Genomic DNA, 16,493 nt, shown 5'->3' on the forward strand with positions numbered 1-16,493 from the left:
GGACCGCGTCCGGGAATTTCCCGGAAGGGTGCTCAGGGTGCCAGCGCCAGGTAGCCCCGCTCCGCCGCTTCCTGGAGCAGCCACTGGTCGCGGTACCAGCCGGGCTGCGCCACCAGCTCGGCGTGCCGGCCGCGCTGTACCACCCGGCCGGCGTCGAGCACGACGATCTCGTCGAGCTCCGCCAGGCCGCTCAGCCGGTGGCTGATCAGCAGCACCGAGTGGTGGGCCGGGGTGGCGGCCAGCGCCGAGGCGAGCACGGCGTCCGCGGCGGCCGGGTCGAGACCCTCGGTCGGCTCGTCCAGCACCAGCACCGCCGGGGCGGCCAGCAGGGCACGGGCCAGCGCGAGCCGCTGCCGCTGGCCGCCGGAGAGCTGCCCGCCCTGCTCGCCGACGACGGTGTCCCAGCCGTCGGGCTGGGCGCGTACCCAGTCCAGCAGGCCGGCCGCGCGGGTGGCGGCGGCCAGCTCCTCCTCGGTCGCCCGCGGCCGGCCAAGCAGCAGGTTCTCCCGGACCGAGGCGTGGAAGACGTACGCCTCGGCGAGCAGCCCGCCGATCGCCCGGGGCAGCTCCTCGGCCGGGTATGCGGACACCTCCACCCCGTCCAGGGTGACCCGGCCGGCGGCGGGGCGTACCGCGCCGGTGAGCACCGCCGCCAGCGTGCTCTTGCCGGCCCCGCTCGGCCCGACCACGGCCACCCGACGGCCGGCCGGCAGGTCCAACTCGACCCCGTCCAGGGCGGGCGCCGCCCCCGCCCGGTACCGCACGGTCACCCCGGCGAACCGGACGTCGTGCCGGTCGCCGGTGCGGGCCGCCGGACCGGCGGCGGGGGGCGGTGCCGGGGCGGTGAGCAGGGCGGCCACCCGGGCCAGTCCGGTGCGGAGCTGGGTCCGCTGCCGGGCGGCCCCGACCAGGGCGAGGGCGATCTCGACCGCGGCGAGGGTGCCGACGGCGAGGACGCCGACCAGCACCCCGCCGACGCCGGCGCGCAACGCCACGACGACCACACCGGCAGCGGTGAGCCCGCTGACCAGCACCCCGGTCGCGTCGACCGCGAAGCCGGTCGCGGCGAGCCGGCGCTCCAGCCGGGCGAGGCGCCGGGCGCGCCCCTCGGCGGCGGCCAGCGCCCGGTCGGTCGCGCCGAACGCGGCCAGGTCGGCGGCCCCGTGGGTCAGGTCGACCGCGTCCACGGCGAGCGCCCCGCGCAGCGGGGCCACCTCGTCGGCGGCCCGGCGGGTGAGCGCGGTGGCCAGCGTGGGCAGTGCCACCCCGGCCACCAGCAGCCCGACGGCGAGCACGCCGGCCGCCGGGAGCGAGATCAGCGCGGCGCCCCCGACGGCGAGCAGGCTCACCAGCGCGGCGGCGGACCCCGGTACGAGCACGCGCAGCAGCAGGTCCTGCACCGCTTCCACGTCGGAGACGAGCCGGCTCAACGCGTCCCCGGTCCGCTGGGCGGCGGCGTCCCGCCCGGCGGCGAGGGTGGCGAAGACCCGGGCCCGGACGTCGGTGATCATGCGCAGCACCGCGTCGTGCCCGGCGAGCCGTTCGGTGTAGCGGAACACGCCCCGGCTGACGGCGAGGGCCCGGACCGCGACGATGGCCACGGTCAACCGGTCCAGCGTCGGCCGCCCGGCGGCGCTCATCAGCAGCCAGGTGGCGGTGGCCATCAGGGCCAACCCGGCGAACTCCGTGGCCGCGGCGAGCAGCCCGGCCCCCACCAGCCGGCCCAGCCAGGGCCGGGCCAGCCGCAGCACGGCCCACTCGGCGCGCGTCGCGCCCCCGGCATCCGTCGGGCCGGCACCCGGTCCGGCGACGGTCGGGGCGGGCCCGTCCGGCGTCAGCTCCGGCGGGTTCGCCTCGGCGGCGGTCGGCGCGCCCGGGTCGCGGGCGGCCGGGGTCGCCCCGTCCCGCGAGACGCCCCCGGGTACGGCCCGCACCGGCTGGTCGGGCCGTCCGGGCACGACCTCGCCGCCGGAGGAGATCCCCGGCTGCTCGGGCCGTCCGGGAACCGGCCTGTCCGGCCGTGCGGGGCGCTCCCCGGACGCGCCGGCGGGCTGGTCAGGGCCTCGGCTCATCCCGTCACCTTCCCGACCGGCACCGGGCTCAGCTCGGTGACCCGGCCGTCCTCGACCCGCAGGATCCGGTCGGCGTCCACCAGCAGCGCGGGCCGGTGCGCGACCAGCAGCGCGGTACGCCCGGCGACCAACCGCCGGGTGGCGGCCAGCACGACCGTCTCGCTGGCGGTGTCCAGCCGGGCGGTCGGCTCGTCGAGGAGCACCAGCGGGGCGTCCCGGAGGAACGCCCGGGCCAGCGCGACCCGCTGCCGCTGCCCGCTGGACAGGCCGTGGCCGCGTTCCCCGAGCGGGGTGGCCAGGCCCTCGGGCAGCCCGGCGACGACCTCGTCCAGCGCCGCGTCGGTGACCGCCCGGGCGAGGGCGGCGTCGGCGGTGTCCGGGGCGCCGAGGCGGATGTTGTCGGCCAGCGAGCCGGCGAACAGGTGGGCCCGCTGCGGCACCCAGGCCACCTGGCGCCGCCACGCGTCGAGGTCGACGTCGGCGAGGTCCACCCCGCCGACGGTGACCCGGCCGGCGGTCGGGGTGACGAAGCCGAGCAGCAGGCCGAGCAGCGTGCTCTTGCCGGCCCCGCTGGGTCCAATGACGGCGATCCGTTCGCCGGGCCGGATGGTCAGCGTGACGTCGCGCAGCGCGGTGGTCCGCTCGTACGCGACGGTGACGCCCTCGAAGCGGATCTCGCCGTGGCCGCCGGGCGGCGGCGCCGGTACGCGGGCCGGCGCGGCGGGAGCCGGCGGGGCGGAGACGGTGAGCGCCTCGTCCAGCGCGGTCAGCCCCTCCATGCTGGCGTGGAACCGGCTGCCCGCGGCGCGCAGCGGCAGGTACGCCTCCGGCGTGAGCAACAGCACCAGCAGCGCGGTGGAGAGCGTGATCCCGCCACCGAGCAGCCGGATGCCCACCGGCACCGCGACCAGTGCCACCGACAGGGTGGCGACCAGTTCGAGGACCAGCGCCGAGAGGAACGCGATGCGCAGCGTCTTCATGGTGGCCTGCCGGTGCCCGTCGGCCATCCGGCGTACCACGTCGACCTGGGCCCGGGCCCGGCCGAACGCGCGCAGCGTGGGCAGTCCGGCCACCATGTCCAGGAAGTGCCCGCCGAGCAGCGACAGCCGCCGCCACTGCCGCTCGGTGGCGGCCTGCGCCTGCCAGCCGAGCAGCGCGCCGAAGATCGGGATGAGCGGGATGGTCAACGCGATGATCAGCGCCGAACTCCAGTCGGCGAGGAGGATCCGGGCCAGCACGGCCAGCGGCACGGTCACGCTCAGCACGAGCTGCGGCAGGTAGCCGGTGAAGTAGGGGTCGAGCGCGTCCAGGCCCCGGCCGGCGAGGGTGGCGAGCTGCCCGGCCCGCTGCCCGGCGACCCAGGTGGGGCCGTGCCGTCCGACCGCGCGGAGCAGGTCGGCCCGGAGGGTGGCCTTCACCGTCGCCGCCACCCGGGCGGCCACCGTGCCCTGCGCCCAGCTCACCAGCGCGCGGGCGGCGACCGCCGCGCCGAAGCCGGCCAGCGCCGCCCGGTGCAGCCGCCCGTCGATCGCGGTCGCCAGCAGCGTGGCCAGCGCGGTGGCCTGCGCGACCACCAGCAGCGCGGTCAGCCCGCCCAGCACTGCGAGCACGGCGAGGTCGCGCCGGGCCGCGGGGACCCGGCGCAGCAGCCGCGGGTCGAACGGGCGGCGATTCACCAGTACACCGGTGCCCTGCCGTCGGTCCGTCCCCGGAACACCCACCAGCACATCGCCTGAAAGCCTAGTAGGGCCGGCACGAGCGGCAGCGCGAGCCAGCCCAGCAGCGACAGGGTCGGCCCGCTCGCCGCGGCGTCCGCGACGGTCAGCGAGGCGGCCGGGTCGACCGTGGAGACCAGCACCCGGGGCCAGAGGGCCGCCCCGATCAGCGCCACCGGCAGCGCCAGCGCCGCGCTGGTCGCCGTGAAGGCCACCCCGGCCCGGCCGCGGCCGAGCGCCGTGCGGGCCACCAGCAACGCCGCGACCAGCGCCGAGAGCAGGAGTACGGCGACCAGCGGGCGGGCCACGGCGGCGCGTACCCGGTCGGAGAGCAGGCCCAGCAGGGTGGCCGCGGCGACCGCGGCGAGCGCCGCCGGCACCAGCCTCCGGGCCAGCCGGGCGACCGACGGGGTGTCGGCGGCGGGCAGCCGGAGGGTGAGGAACGTCGCACCCTGCACGGCGACCAGCGCCAGCGTCGCCAGCGCGACGGCGGCCACGAACGGGGTGAAGAGGTGACCCACGCCGGCCACGTGCCCGTCGGCCGTCAGCGGTAGGCCCTGCAGCAGCCCGCCGAGCACGGCGCCCCAGCCGAGGGCGGCGAGCACGCTGCCGGCCACGATCACCCGGTCCCAGCCGGCGCGGGCCGAGCCGGCGTGCGGCCGGCTGCGTAACTGCACGCCGGCGGTCACCAGCACCACCCCGGCCAGCGCGCCGAGCACGGCCGGGTAGAGGCCGGAGAGCAGTTCGCCCTCCAGGGTGGGGAAGGCGCCGAAGAGGATGCCGACGGCGGCCACCAGCCAGACCTCGTTGCCGAGGAAGAACGGCCCGACGGCGGTGAGCGCGGCCCGCCGCGCCGCGAGGGTGCCGCCGCGGGCGAGGAGCAGCCCGACGCCGTAGTCGTAGCCGCCGAGGACGAGGTAGGTGGCGAAGAAGAGGCCGAGCAGGGCGTACCAGGCGAGTTCCATGGCGGGCTCCCTCAGGCGAACACGGGGTGGGGACGGGTGTCGGTGTCGGGCGCGGGCGGGCGGCCGAGGGCGGGGTCGTGCGCGCCTCGGACGGCGTGCCGGGCCAGCAGCACCCAGTTGGTGACGGCGAGGGTGCCGAGGAGCAGGGTGAAGCCGACCAGCGAGGTGAGCATCAGCCCGGGGCCGACCGGCGAGACGGCCTGCCCGGTCGGCAGCAGCCCGTACGCGACCCAGGGCTGGCGCCCCACCTCGCGGGCGATCCAGCCCAGGATCACCGCGACAAAGGGCAGCGGCACGGCGAGCAGGATCAGCCAGAGCGGGAACTGCAGCCGGATGATCCAATCCCGCCAGAGCAGCGGCACCACCAGGATGCCGAAGAAGAGCGCCATCCCGATCAGGATCATGAAGCCGAGACCCACGTTGGACAGCGTCGGCGGGGTGTAGTCGCCGGGGCCGAACCGCGCGGTCCACTCGGCGACCAGCGCGTCCCGGTCGGCGCCGCCGCCGAACTTGGTGGGCTGGAGCTCCCCGACCGGGCCGAACTGGGCGAAGCCGAACCCGATCAGGAAGACCACCGCGACCGCGAAGGTGAGCAGCCCGAGCCGTAGGGACTTCCGGAAGAGCGCGAAGTCCGGGGTACGCCGGATGAGGTGCCAGGCGCTGACCGCGGCCATCAGCATCCCACCGGTGACCAGGCTCGCCGACACCACGTGTCCGAAGGCGAAGGTGAGGGTGGGGTTGGTGAGCAGCGCGCCGAAATCGGTGAGGTGCGCGACGCCGTCGCGGACCTCGTACCCGACGGGGTGCTGGAGCCACGCGTTGGCCACCATGATCCAGAACGCCGAGGCGTACGCGGTGAGCGCGACGCCCCAGAGCAGCGCGAGGTGGACGCCGCGGCGCAGCCGGTGCCACCCGAAGATCCACATGCCGAGGAACGTGGACTCCAGGAAGAACGCGACCAGCGTCTCGATGGCCAGCGGCGCGCCGAAGACGTTGCCGACGTACCGCGACAGGCCACTCCAGTTCAGCCCGAACTGGAACTCCATCACGATGCCGGTGGCGATGCCGAGCACGTAGTTGATCACGTAGAGCTGGCCCCAGAAGCGGGTCAGCCGCTCGTACACCGGTTTGCCGGTGATGAAGCCGGCGGTCTGCAGCGCGACCAGCAGGGTGACCAGGCCGAGGGTGACCACCACGAAGAGGAAGTGGATCGAGGTGGTGGTGGCGAACTGCAGGCGGGCGAGGAGCAGGGGATCCATGGTCGTTCTCCCACGGGTTGGCTCGCTTTTGATAGTGAGCCTACACGTAGGCTGCCTACCTATATCGCCGGCCTGGAGACCCGGCTGGTCGTGGATCGGTCAGTTCAGGAAGAGGGTGATCGGCAGGGCGGCCAGGGTGGTCGTGACGGCCAGCGCGGTGGCGCCCAGCAGCCGGGGTGTCCGGTCCGGGACCAGCAGCCGCTGCACCCGTACGTCGAGGTCCCGGTCGCCGAGGCCGAGCGCGCCGGCCGGCGTGATCCGGTGCCCGGCGGCGGCGAACCGGCGCAACGCCCCGGCCAGCGGCGCCTCGGCGTGCAGCTCGCGGGCCTTGTCGTCGGCGCGCATCTCGACCAGCAGCGCCACCCGCTCCTGTGCGTGCCGCACCCAGCGGAACCAGGGCAGGGCCCGGCCGAGCGCGGTGAACGGCAGCAGTACCAGATCGTGCCGCTCCTGGGCGTGCGCCCGCTCGTGGGTGAGCACCGCGGCCAGCTCGGCCCGGTCCAGCAGACTGAGCGTGCCGGCGCTGACCACCACCCGGGGCTTCACGCCCGGGAGGCAGTACGCCGCCGCGCTCGGGTGGTCGAGCACCAGCGCGCCCGGCACGGTCGGATCCCGGCGGGCGACCAGGCTGAGCAGCTCCCGGTGCCGGCGCTGGGCCCGGACCGTGCCGTAGACGCTGCGGACGGTCGTGGTGAGCAGCACCGCGCCGATGCCGAAGCCCACCCCGACCAGGCCGAGGTGCACCGCCCCGACCCCGGCCGGCAGGGTGCCGTGGGCCAGGTCGGTGGCGAGGGCGACCAGGGCGCTCCCGGTCGGTTGGTCGTACGCGGCCAGGCCGAGCGCCATTGGCAGGCCCATCGCGGAGAGGCCGAGCGCCAGCCCGACCGCCTGCCAGCAGACGATCGCCACCCGCGGGGCGCGCCAAGTCCACGTCGAGGCGGCGAGCACCTCCGCGGTCAGCCAGCAGGCCAGGATGCTGGCGGCGAAGTGCAGGGCGTACGCCACGGCCGCCGCCCTACCGGTCCGTCGCCTCGTCGGCCAGCCTCGGCTGCCCGGCCCGCGGGTCCTCGACCCGGTCCGTCAGCCCGGCCTCGGCGCTCAGCGCCGCGCGCAGCACCTCCGCCTCGGTGCCGGTCACCGAGCGGGCGAAGCGCACCAGCGCGGCGTCCCGGCTGCCGCCGAGGTCGAGGGCGTCGAGCATGAGCTGGGCGATGTGCGCCTCCCGGCTGGCCGCCGCCCGGTAGCGCCAGGCCCGACCCTCCCGCTGGCGCTGCACCATGCCCTTGCCGGCGAGCCGGTCCAGCACCGTCATCACGGTCGTGTACGCCAGCTCGCGCCCGTCCAGGGCGTCGGCGACCTCGCGGACGGTCACCCCGTCCGACGTGCCGGGGACCAGGTCCCACAGGACGTCCATCACCGCACGTTCGAGATCACCCAGCCGAGTCACGCCCCAATCCTACCCCCCGTAGTAGACCCCTGTGCCGCCGCGGCGTGCGAGGGCCCTCTTACCCGGAAAGAGTGGCCACCCGACGCGCGGAGGCCACTCTTCCCGTGAACTTGTGCAGATCTTGATGGCGACGGCCGGAAACCCCACCAGAGCTAGACGCCCTTGGGGTGCCACACAGTCTTCGTCTCCAGCAGCACAGTCATCCGGGCCAGGCCCGGGTCGGCGAACCAGTCGTGACCGGCCGGGGCGGGCCGGAGCACCCGCTTCAGGTTCTCCGCCGCCTTGACCTCCAGCTCGGCGGCCAGTTCGGCGTCGCTCACCCCGGTCAGGTCGATCGCGTTGACGTCCATGTGCGCGGCCAGCGTCGGCGCCGTCTCGGTGATCCGGCCGGTGAGGATGTTGACCACCCCGCCCGGCAGGTCGGAGGTGGCCAGCACCTCGGCCAGGGTCACCGCCGGCAGCGGCTGCGCCGGCGACGCCGCCACCACCACGGTGTTGCCGGTGACGATCGCCGGGGCGATCACGCTGACCAGGCCGAGCAGCGCCGGCGCCTCCGGGGCCACCACGGCCACCACGCCGGTCGGCTCGGGGGCGGACAGGTTGAAGTAGGGCCCGGCCACCGGGTTCGCGCCGCCGTACACCTGGGGGAGCTTGTCCGACCAGCCGGCGTACCAGACCCAGCGGTCGATCGCCGCGTCGACCTCGTCGGCCGGCACACCGAGCGCGACGAACTGCTCGCGGCGGCCCTCCAGCATCTCGGCGACCCGGTAGAGGATCTGACCCCGGTTGTACGCGGTCGCCCCGGCCCAGCCCTTCACGGCGGCCCGGGCGGCCACGACCGCGTCGCGCGCGTCCTTGCGGGAGGCCAGTACGACATTGGAGTCCTGCACGATGTACGACCGTCCCGACTCGCTGCGCGGGAACTTCCCGCCGATGAAGAGCTTGTACGTCTTGCGTACCGCGACCCGCTCAGACATTGAGGTACGCCTCCAGCCCGTGCCGGCCACCCTCGCGGCCGTAGCCCGACTCCTTGTAGCCGCCGAACGGCGAGGTGGGGTCGAACTTGTTGAACGTGTTGGCCCAGACCACGCCGGCCCGGAGCCGGTCCGCCAGCCACAGGATCCGGGAGCCCTTGTCGGTCCAGATCCCGGCCGACAGCCCGTACGGCGTGTTGTTCGCCTTCTCCACGGCCTCGGCCGGGGTGCGGAAGGTGAGCACGGAGAGCACCGGGCCGAAGATCTCCTCCCGGGCGATCCGGTGCGCCTGGGTGACCCCGGTGAAGATGGTCGGCGCGAACCAGAAGCCCCGGTCCGGCAGGTCGCAGGCCGGCGACCAGCGCTCGGCGCCCTCGGCGGCCCCGGCCTCGGAGAGCTCGCGGATCCGCTCCAGTTGGGCGGCCGAGTTGATCGCGCCGATGTCGGTGTTCTTGTCCAGCGGGTCGCCGACCCGCAGCTGGGCCATCCGGCGCTTCAGCGACTCCAGCACCCGGTCGGCGACCGACTCCTGGACCAGCAGCCGGGAGCCGGCGCAGCAGACGTGCCCCTGGTTGAAGAAGATGCCGTTGACGATCCCCTCGACGGCCTGGTCGACCGGGGCGTCGTCGAAGACGATGTTGGCGGCCTTGCCGCCCAGCTCGAGGGTGAGCTTCTTGCGGGTGCCGGCGACCGCGCGGGCGATGGCCTTGCCGACGTCGGTGGAGCCGGTGAACGCGACCTTGTCCACGCCCGGGTGCTCGACCAGCGCCCGGCCGGTGTCGCCGGCGCCGGTGACGATGTTGACCACGCCGGCGGGCAGGTCGGCCTGCTGGCAGATCTCGGCGAAGAGCAGTGCGGTCAGCGGGGTGGTCTCGGCCGGCTTCAGCACCACCGTGTTGCCGGCGGCGAGCGCCGGGGCGATCTTCCAGGCCAGCATGAGCAGCGGGAAGTTCCACGGGATGACCTGCGCGGCGACCCCGAGCGGCTGCGGCGCCGGCCCGAAGCCCGCGTGGTCGAGCTTGTCGGCCCAGCCCGCGTAGTAGAAGAAGTGTGCGGCGACCAGCGGGACGTCGACGTCCCGGGACTCCTTGATCGGCTTGCCGTTGTCCAGCGACTCCAGCACGGCCAGCTCGCGGGAGCGCTCCTGGATCAGGCGGGCGATCCGGAACAGGTACTTGGCCCGGTCGCGGCCCGGCATCGGGCCCCAGACCTTCTCGTACGCCTTGCGCGCGGCGCGGACGGCGCGGTCCACGTCCTGGCTGCCGGCCTCGGCGATCTCGGCGAGGACCTCCTCGGAGGCCGGGTTGATCGACTTGAAGCTGCCGCCGTCGGTCGGGTCGACGAACGTGCCGTCGACGAACAGCCCGTACGTGGGCTTGATGTCCACCACCGAGCGCGACTCGGGGGCGGGTGCGTATTCGAACATCGCGCTCAGTCCAGGGTGAAGTAGTCGGGACCGGAGTAGACGCCGGTCGTCAGCTTGGTGCGCTGCATGAGCAGGTCGTTCAGCAGGCTGGACGCGCCGAACCGGAACCAGTCCGGGTCCAGCCAGTCCGGGCCGACGGTCTCGTTGACCATGACCAGGTACTTGATCGCGTCCTTGCTGGTCTTGATCCCGCCGGCCGGCTTCACGCCGACCTGCCGCCCGGTGGCGGCGCGGAAGTCGCGGACCGCCTCCAGCATCACCAGGGTCACCGGCATGGTGGCCGCGACCGGCACCTTGCCGGTGGAGGTCTTGATGAAGTCGCCGCCGGCCAGCATGGCCAGCCAGGAGGCCCGCCGCACGTTGTCGTACGTGGCCAGCTCGCCGGTCTCCAGGATCACCTTGAGGTGGGCCTCCCCGCAGGCCTCCTTGGTGGCCACGATCTCGTCGTAGACCTCCTGGTAGCGGCCGGCCAGGAAGGCACCCCGGTTGATCACCATGTCGATCTCGTCGGCGCCGGCCGCAACCGCGGCCCGGGTGTCGGCGAGCTTGACCTCCAGCGGCGCCTGGCCGGACGGGAAGGCGGTCGCCACGCTGGCCAGGTGCACACCGCTGCCGCGCAGCACCTCCGCCACGTACGGGACCATCGAGGGATAGACGCAGACCGCGCCGACGTGCGGGCAGGACGGGTCAGCCGGGTCGGGGCGCAGCGCCTTGGTGGCGAGCGCCCGCACCTTGCCGGGGGTGTCGGCCCCTTCGAGGGTGGTCAGGTCGACCATCCGGATCGCCAGGTCGATCGCCTGGGCCTTGGCCGTGGTCTTGATGGAGCGGGTGCCGAGTTGTGCCGCCCGCTGCTCCGCGCCGACCTGATCCACGCCCGGCAGGCCGTGCAGGAAGGTCCGCAGAGCGGTCTCGGATCGTCCCAGCTCGGAGAGGTCCGACCGGGCCGACGTCGCTGTCGCCGTCATGGCGTGAATAGTACGCATCCCGTGGAGGTGTGATCTTGGTCACGGTGCCTGGTCGTGAGCGCCACACGTGAGCGGCGTCGCTGGTCAGCCGGCAGGTGCGGTGCGGGGCCGGTCTGCCCGGTAGGTTGAGCGTTCGTGGACGTACACGTCATTGACCACCCGCTCGCCCAGGCACGGCTGACCGCCATGCGGGACGCCCGGACCGACTCGGCGTCGTTCCGGGCCGCGCTGCACGAACTCACCACCATGCTGGTGTACGAGGCCGCGCGCTCCTTCCCCGTCGAGAAGTACCCGATCCAGACCCCGGTCACCGCGACCGAGGGCACCCGGCTGGCGAACCCGCCGCTGCTCGTGCCGGTGCTGCGGGCCGGTCTCGGCATGGCCGACGCCGCCCTGGGACTGCTGCCCGAGTCGTCCATGGGCTTCGTCGGCCTGGCCCGCGACGAGGAGACCTTCGAGCCCCGCGCGTACATGGAGTCGCTGCCCCGCGACCTGAGCGGACTGCCGGTGCTGGTGCTCGACCCGATGCTGGCCACCGGCGGCTCGCTGGAGCACTGCTGCCGGCTGCTCGCCGACCGCGGCTGCACCGACATCACGGTGCTCTGCGTCCTCGCCGCGCCCGTCGGCATCGAGCGGCTGGAGCGGTCCGGCCTGCCGCTGCGCCTGGTCACCGCCTCGATCGACGAGGGCCTCAACGACCGGATGTTCATCGTCCCGGGCCTCGGTGACGCCGGCGACCGCCAGTTCGGCGGCATGCCCCGCTTCTGACCCACCCCGGCCGAGCCCTCCCGGCGAGGCGCAGATTCCCGGAAAGAGGGCCCATCCAGTGCGGAATGGGCCCTCTTTCCGTGAATCAGTCGGGTCCGGACGCCGCGTGGGCGAGTCCGTGCGCGGGGGTGCGGGGAGCCGCTACCGTTCCGGGCCATGACTGGTGTTGCGCTCGCCGAAGAGTTGCTGCTCCTCGCCTACGACGACGAAACCGGCAAGGCGACCATGCCCCGGATCAGCCTGGACCTCGGGATGGCCGCGGCGGTGCTGGTCGAGCTGGCCCTGGCCGGCCGGATCGCGTACGCCGACGGCTCCCTGGCGGTGATCGACCCGGCCCCGACCGGTGAGCCGATCGCCGACGAGGTCCTCGCCCGGATCGCCGCCGACACGCCGCACACCCCGTCGTCGTGGGTGCAGCGGCTGCGGCACGGCCTGCGCGACCGGATCCTCGGCGACCTCTGCGGGCGGGGCGTGGTCCGGGACATCGACGAGACCGAGCTGGGCTTCATCCACGTGCACCGCTACCCAGTGGCGGACGCCTCGGTGGAGGCGGACATCCGCCGCCGGCTGGCCGAGGCGCTGACCGACGACCAGGCCCCCGATGAGCGGACGGCCGCGCTCGCCACCCTGGTGGCGGTGCTCCGGATGGAACCGGCGCTCGGCCTGACCGGCGAGGACGCCCGGGACGCCCGCCGCCGGCTGGAGGCGATCGCCGGTGGCGCCGGCTTCTCCGGCAACGTCAGCCTGGACGACTCGGTGGTCCGCCCCTCCATCGGCCTGGTGGTCGCCGCGCTCGGCCAGGCGATCGACGCCGCCCTCGGCAAGCGCGCCTGACCCCCGACTGCCGTCGTTGATCAAGAGGTTTGCCTCTCGGTGGCGCGCCCTGCCGACGCAAACCTCTTGATCAACTCGTGAGAGGTCAGAGGCCGAGGGCGGTGGACACCTCGGTGCGGAGGGTGGTGACCGCGGCCTGGGCGCGGGTGCGGGCGGCGGGGACGTCGCCGTCCGGGACCGGCTCCACCACCTCCAGGTACGCCTTGAGCTTCGGCTCGGTGCCGGAGGGGCGGATCACCACCCGGGCCGCGTCGGTCCGCAGGATCACCACGTCCGCGCCGGGGAGCAGGTCCTTCGCCTCGGTGACCCGGTGCCCGAGCAGCGTCTCCGGGGTGGCCGCCCGGACCCGGGCCATCATCCCGGCGATCTCCCGCAAGTCGTCCACCCGGACCGACAGCTGGTCGGTGTGGTGCACGCCGAACTCGGCGGCCAGCTCGTCGAGCCGGTCGGTGAGCGTACGGCCCTGGGCCTTGAGGCCGGCGGCCAGCTCGGCGACGCTCAGCGCGGCGGTGATGCCGTCCTTGTCCCGGACGTGCTCCGGCGCGACGCAGTAGCCGAGCGCCTCCTCGTAGCCGAAGACCAGCGGCTCGCTCCCGCCGCCGGCCCGGACGATCCACTTGAACCCGGTCAGCGTCTCGTCGTACGGCAGGCCTCGGGCGGCACACATGGCCCGCAGCAGGGACGAGGACACGATGGTGGTGGCGTACAGGCCGGTCACCCCGCGGCGCATCAGGTGGTCGGCGAGCAGCGCGCCCACCTCGTCGCCGCGCAGCATCCGCCAGTTGCCGGCACCGTCCGGGACAGCGACCGCGCAGCGGTCCGCATCCGGGTCGTTGGCGATGGCGAGGTCTGCGTCCCGGTCGCGGGCCAGCGCGACCAGCCGGTCCACCGCGCCCGGCTCCTCCGGGTTGGGGAAATTCACCGTGGGGAAGTCCGGGTCCGGCTCGGCCTGGTCGGGCACCACGCCCGGCACGGCGAACCCGGCCCGGGCGAAGGCGGCGGTCAGCACCGCGCCGCCCACCCCGTGCAGCGGGGTGTACGCCACCTTCAGGTCGCGCCGACCGCTCGGATCGATCACTGCGGCGGCCCGCTCCACGTACGCGGCGACCAGGTCGTCGCCGAGCACCTTGCCGGCCGGGCCGAGCGGCACCTTCGCCAGCGGGCCGACCGCCCGGATGGCCGCCTCGATGCCGGCGTCGGCCGGGGGAACGATCTGTGCGCCCGCGCCCAACTCGCCGCCGAGTTGCGCGCCGAGGTAGACCTTGTAGCCGTTGTCCTGCGGCGGGTTGTGGCTGGCGGTGACCATGACGCCGGCCACCGCGCCGAGGTGCCGCACCGCGAACGCCAGCACCGGGGTGGGCAGCGGGCGGGGCAGCAGCAGGGCCGGGCGACCCGCACCCGTGGCGACCTGGGCGGTGCGCTCGGCGAACGCCCGCGAGCCGTAGCGGGCGTCGTACCCGATGACCAGCGGTCCCTCACCGCCCTGGTCGGCGAGCCAGCCGACCAGCCCGGCGGCGGCCTGGGTGACCACCGCGAGGTTCATCCCGTTCGGGCCGGCGCGCAGCGGACCACGCAGCCCGGCGGTGCCGAAGGTCAGTGGACCGGCGAACCGGTCGGCCAGCTCCGGGCCGCTGCCCGGCAGTCCGTCCAGGACCGCGCGCAACTCGTCCCGGCTGGCCGGGTCGGGGTCGTCGTCGAGCCACCGCTGGGCCCGGTCGCGAAGCTCGTCAAGATCAGTGGTTTCCGCCGCCATGGCCTCTTGATAGCACGGCGTCGGGGCACCACTGCCCGTCGGCCTCGACTCAGTTGGCCCCGGTGAGCTGGAACGACCCGGCCATCGCGTCGAAGATCGGCTTGCTTTCGGCGAACTTCGCGTCGTTGGCGGTCAGGTAGAACGAGTACACCTTCCCGTCCTCGACCACGCCGCGCCAGACGCCGTGCCGCATCGAGTCGCCCTCGCCGCAGGTGTATTCGAACTCCGCCGCCGGCTTGCCGGCCAGGTCCGTCTCCGACATCGCGATCTCGTTGTACGGCTTGGCGCAGGACTTGCTGTTGCCGGCAAGGTTCCGGGAGGCGGACTTGGCCCAGCTCGTCGAGTCACCCTTCTTCCATTTCTCGGCGAGCACCCGCACCTTCCGGCCCTCCTGCTGCGGGTCGACGAAGTCGACGTAGACGCCGTCGGAGTCCCTGCGCTCCCAGCCCTTGGGTACCTGGACGGTGATCCCCTTAGCCGTGACTTCCTGCATCTCGACCGGCGGGGCCTCGGCGGTGGCGGTCGGCAGCGTGCCCACGATCGGCGGCGGGGTCTCGTCGCCGCCGCTGTTGAGGGCGATCACGACGATCAGCAGCAGCACGGCCACACCCCCGGCGGCGGCCAGTTGGACCTTGCGCGGCCAGCCCGTGATCGTGCCGACGAGCTGCCTGCCGACGCCGCGGGCCTTGCCGAGGGCACCGCCGTCGGCCGGCGCGGCGGGCGGGGTGGCCCACGGCTGGCCGGTGCCCGGCACCGACCACTGGTTGCCGCCGTACACCGGCTGGGTGGCGTCGGCGCCGCGGCCGTACACCGGTTGGGTGGCGTCCACGCCGCGGCCGTACACCGGCTGGGTCGCGTCGGGATGGCCCGTGCTGACCCGCTGGGTGGCGTCGGGGTGTCCGCCGCCGTACACCGGCTGGGTGGCCTCCGGTCCCGCGCCCCCGCCGAACCGCTGGGTGGCGTCCGGCGAGATTCGCTGGGTGGCCTCCGGGGCGGCGCCCGGCGCGGGCATCGCGCCGGTGGGGGTGTGCAGCGGACCGGCCAGCGCGTCCGCGCTGGTCTCGTCCAGCGCCGCGCTGCCCGCGGCCGCTCCGGGCTCGGTGCGCTCGCCCCGGCGCAGGGCAGCGAGCCGGTCGGTCAGTGACTCGCCGGGGCCGATCATCGCCCGGCCGCCGATCTGCCCGGTCGGCTTCGGCTCGGGCGCGGCGGGCAGCGGAATCGGCGGCCGCTGCACCGGCACCACCGAGTACGGGTCGGTGACCGAGTTGACCGCGACGGCGTTGCTGGTCAGCGGGCCGGCGAGCAGCTCACGCAGCATGCGCCGGGCGGTGTGCACGTCGTACCGGCGGGCCGGATCCTTCTCCAGCAGGCCCATCAGCACGCCGGTCAGCGGGCCGCTGCGCTGCGGGGTGGCCGGCGGGTCCTCGACCACCGCGTGCATGGTCTCGATCGGGTCGCCCTTGTCGAACGGGGGGCGGCCCTCCACGGCGGTGTAGAGCGTGACGCCGAGCGAGAACAGATCGCTCGGCGGGCCGAAATCCTGGCCCATCGCCCGCTCGGGCGAGATGAAGTGCGGCGACCCGAGCACCATGCCGGGCGTGGTGAGCTGCACGTCGGTGGGCATCCGGGCGACGCCGAAGTCGGTCAGCACGCACCGGCCGTCGGAGCAGATCAGCACGTTGGCCGGCTTGACGTCGCGGTGCAGCACGCCGATCGCGTGCGCCACCTCTAGGGCGCCGAGCAGCGCGATGCCGATCTTGGCAACCACGCGGGGCGCGACCGGCCCGTCCTCGATCACCATGTCGGCCAGGCTGCGCGCGTCCAGCAGCTCCATCACGATCCACGGGCGGCCACCCTCGGTGACCACGTCGTAGACCTGAACCACGGCCGGGTGCTGGATCGCCGCGGCCGCGCGGGCCTCGCGGAGGGTCCGCTCGTACAGCGCGTCGCGGTCGCTGGGGGCCAGCCCCGGAGGGAGCACGACCTCCTTGACCGCCACATCGCGCCGCAGCAGGGTGTCGGTCGCGCGCCACACCGTGCCCATGCCGCCGTTGCCCACCGGAGACCGCAGCGAGTAGCGACCACCTATGGTGGTGCCGGGTGCCGCGCGTCCAGTGGGGGGACTGACCGGTCCGCCGCTCCACGTCGGGATCTGAGTCACTTGAAAAGCCACCGGGGGATATCGAGGGGGCTGGGACACAACCCCCCTATCTTGCTGGTTCCGACGCCCGATGCGAAACCCGACGCGGCGGACGTTTACCTACTCGACGGTATGTGGCCAGCTACTCACCTGTCGTCGAGCGGCCGGCGCAGTG

13 protein-coding genes are annotated in these 16,493 nt (G+C 74.4%); 2 read left to right on the forward strand and 11 right to left on the reverse strand.

The features are described from left to right. Positions 1-32: 32 nt before the first annotated feature. The 9 genes from cydC to deoC form a co-directional block, all read right to left on the reverse strand. Positions 33-2,072 carry a thiol reductant ABC exporter subunit CydC gene (gene cydC / locus ACGF4F_RS08600; protein WP_357437582.1) on the reverse strand — a complete coding sequence of 680 codons (2,040 nt, stop codon included), beginning with the start codon at positions 2,070-2,072 and terminating at the stop codon, positions 33-35. Continuing rightward, positions 2,069-3,748, reverse strand: coding sequence for a thiol reductant ABC exporter subunit CydD (gene cydD / locus ACGF4F_RS08605; RefSeq protein ID WP_357437585.1), 1,680 nt, complete (start codon positions 3,746-3,748; stop codon positions 2,069-2,071). Before cydD ends, cydC begins: the two co-directional genes overlap by 4 nt. Further along, positions 3,745-4,752, reverse strand: a complete 1,008-nt coding sequence (locus tag ACGF4F_RS08610; protein ID WP_357437588.1) for a cytochrome d ubiquinol oxidase subunit II — start codon at positions 4,750-4,752, stop codon at positions 3,745-3,747. The genes cydD and ACGF4F_RS08610 overlap by 4 nt, the downstream gene beginning before the upstream one ends. A gap of 11 nt (positions 4,753-4,763) precedes the next feature. After that, entirely contained in the window at positions 4,764-6,011 is a 1,248-nt protein-coding gene (locus tag ACGF4F_RS08615; RefSeq protein ID WP_357437592.1) for a cytochrome ubiquinol oxidase subunit I, read from the reverse strand. A gap of 99 nt (positions 6,012-6,110) precedes the next feature. Beyond that, the gene (locus ACGF4F_RS08620) at positions 6,111-7,016 is read right to left on the reverse strand and encodes a M48 family metalloprotease (RefSeq protein ID WP_357437594.1); all 906 of its coding nucleotides are present in this window, start codon (positions 7,014-7,016) and stop codon (positions 6,111-6,113) included. A gap of 10 nt (positions 7,017-7,026) precedes the next feature. After that, entirely contained in the window at positions 7,027-7,458 is a 432-nt protein-coding gene (locus ACGF4F_RS08625) for a BlaI/MecI/CopY family transcriptional regulator (protein ID WP_357437597.1), read from the reverse strand. Positions 7,459-7,610: 152 nt separating this feature from the next. Further along, positions 7,611-8,435, reverse strand: a complete 825-nt coding sequence (locus tag ACGF4F_RS08630; protein WP_357437600.1) for an aldehyde dehydrogenase family protein — start codon at positions 8,433-8,435, stop codon at positions 7,611-7,613. Beyond that, on the reverse strand, positions 8,428-9,858 hold the full coding sequence (locus tag ACGF4F_RS08635) for an aldehyde dehydrogenase family protein (RefSeq protein WP_357437603.1): 1,431 nt from the start codon (positions 9,856-9,858) through the stop codon (positions 8,428-8,430). Before ACGF4F_RS08635 ends, ACGF4F_RS08630 begins: the two co-directional genes overlap by 8 nt. A gap of 5 nt (positions 9,859-9,863) precedes the next feature. Further along, positions 9,864-10,823, reverse strand: coding sequence for a deoxyribose-phosphate aldolase (gene deoC / locus ACGF4F_RS08640; RefSeq protein ID WP_393075926.1), 960 nt, complete (start codon positions 10,821-10,823; stop codon positions 9,864-9,866). Between the two features lie 135 nt (positions 10,824-10,958). On the opposite strand from deoC, the gene upp reads away from it, so the two are divergent. Continuing rightward, the gene (gene upp, locus ACGF4F_RS08645) at positions 10,959-11,591 is read left to right on the forward strand and encodes a uracil phosphoribosyltransferase (protein WP_073839912.1); all 633 of its coding nucleotides are present in this window, start codon (positions 10,959-10,961) and stop codon (positions 11,589-11,591) included. 156 nt (positions 11,592-11,747) lie between these two features. After that, positions 11,748-12,425 (forward strand): GPP34 family phosphoprotein, encoded by a 678-nt coding sequence (locus ACGF4F_RS08650; RefSeq protein ID WP_357437609.1) that lies wholly within the window; start codon positions 11,748-11,750, stop codon positions 12,423-12,425. A gap of 85 nt (positions 12,426-12,510) precedes the next feature. Here ACGF4F_RS08650 and ACGF4F_RS08655 read toward each other — a convergent pair whose 3' ends face one another. After that, positions 12,511-14,178, reverse strand: a complete 1,668-nt coding sequence (locus tag ACGF4F_RS08655) for a phospho-sugar mutase (RefSeq protein ID WP_357437612.1) — start codon at positions 14,176-14,178, stop codon at positions 12,511-12,513. Positions 14,179-14,227: 49 nt separating this feature from the next. Continuing rightward, positions 14,228-16,339, reverse strand: a complete 2,112-nt coding sequence (locus tag ACGF4F_RS08660) for a protein kinase (RefSeq protein WP_357437614.1) — start codon at positions 16,337-16,339, stop codon at positions 14,228-14,230. Between the last annotated feature and the right edge of the window lie 154 nt (positions 16,340-16,493).

The sequence above is a fragment of the Micromonospora sp. NPDC047740 genome (assembly GCF_043204735.1).
GTDB lineage: Bacteria > Actinomycetota > Actinomycetes > Mycobacteriales > Micromonosporaceae > Micromonospora.

Excerpts from the sequence above, each read along its gene's own strand:
- cydC (WP_357437582.1), bottom strand. The coding sequence starts at position 2,072 with ATGAGCCGAGGCCCTGACCAGCCCGCCGGCGCGTCCGGGGAGCGCCCC.
- ACGF4F_RS08610 (WP_357437588.1), bottom strand. The coding sequence starts at position 4,752 with ATGGAACTCGCCTGGTACGCCCTGCTCGGCCTCTTCTTCGCCACCTAC.
- ACGF4F_RS08615 (WP_357437592.1), bottom strand. The coding sequence starts at position 6,011 with ATGGATCCCCTGCTCCTCGCCCGCCTGCAGTTCGCCACCACCACCTCG.
- ACGF4F_RS08630 (WP_357437600.1), bottom strand. The coding sequence starts at position 8,435 with ATGTCTGAGCGGGTCGCGGTACGCAAGACGTACAAGCTCTTCATCGGC.
- ACGF4F_RS08635 (WP_357437603.1), bottom strand. The coding sequence starts at position 9,858 with ATGTTCGAATACGCACCCGCCCCCGAGTCGCGCTCGGTGGTGGACATC.
- deoC (WP_393075926.1), bottom strand. The coding sequence starts at position 10,823 with ATGACGGCGACAGCGACGTCGGCCCGGTCGGACCTCTCCGAGCTGGGA.
- ACGF4F_RS08650 (WP_357437609.1), top strand. The coding sequence starts at position 11,748 with ATGACTGGTGTTGCGCTCGCCGAAGAGTTGCTGCTCCTCGCCTACGAC.
- ACGF4F_RS08655 (WP_357437612.1), bottom strand. The coding sequence starts at position 14,178 with ATGGCGGCGGAAACCACTGATCTTGACGAGCTTCGCGACCGGGCCCAG.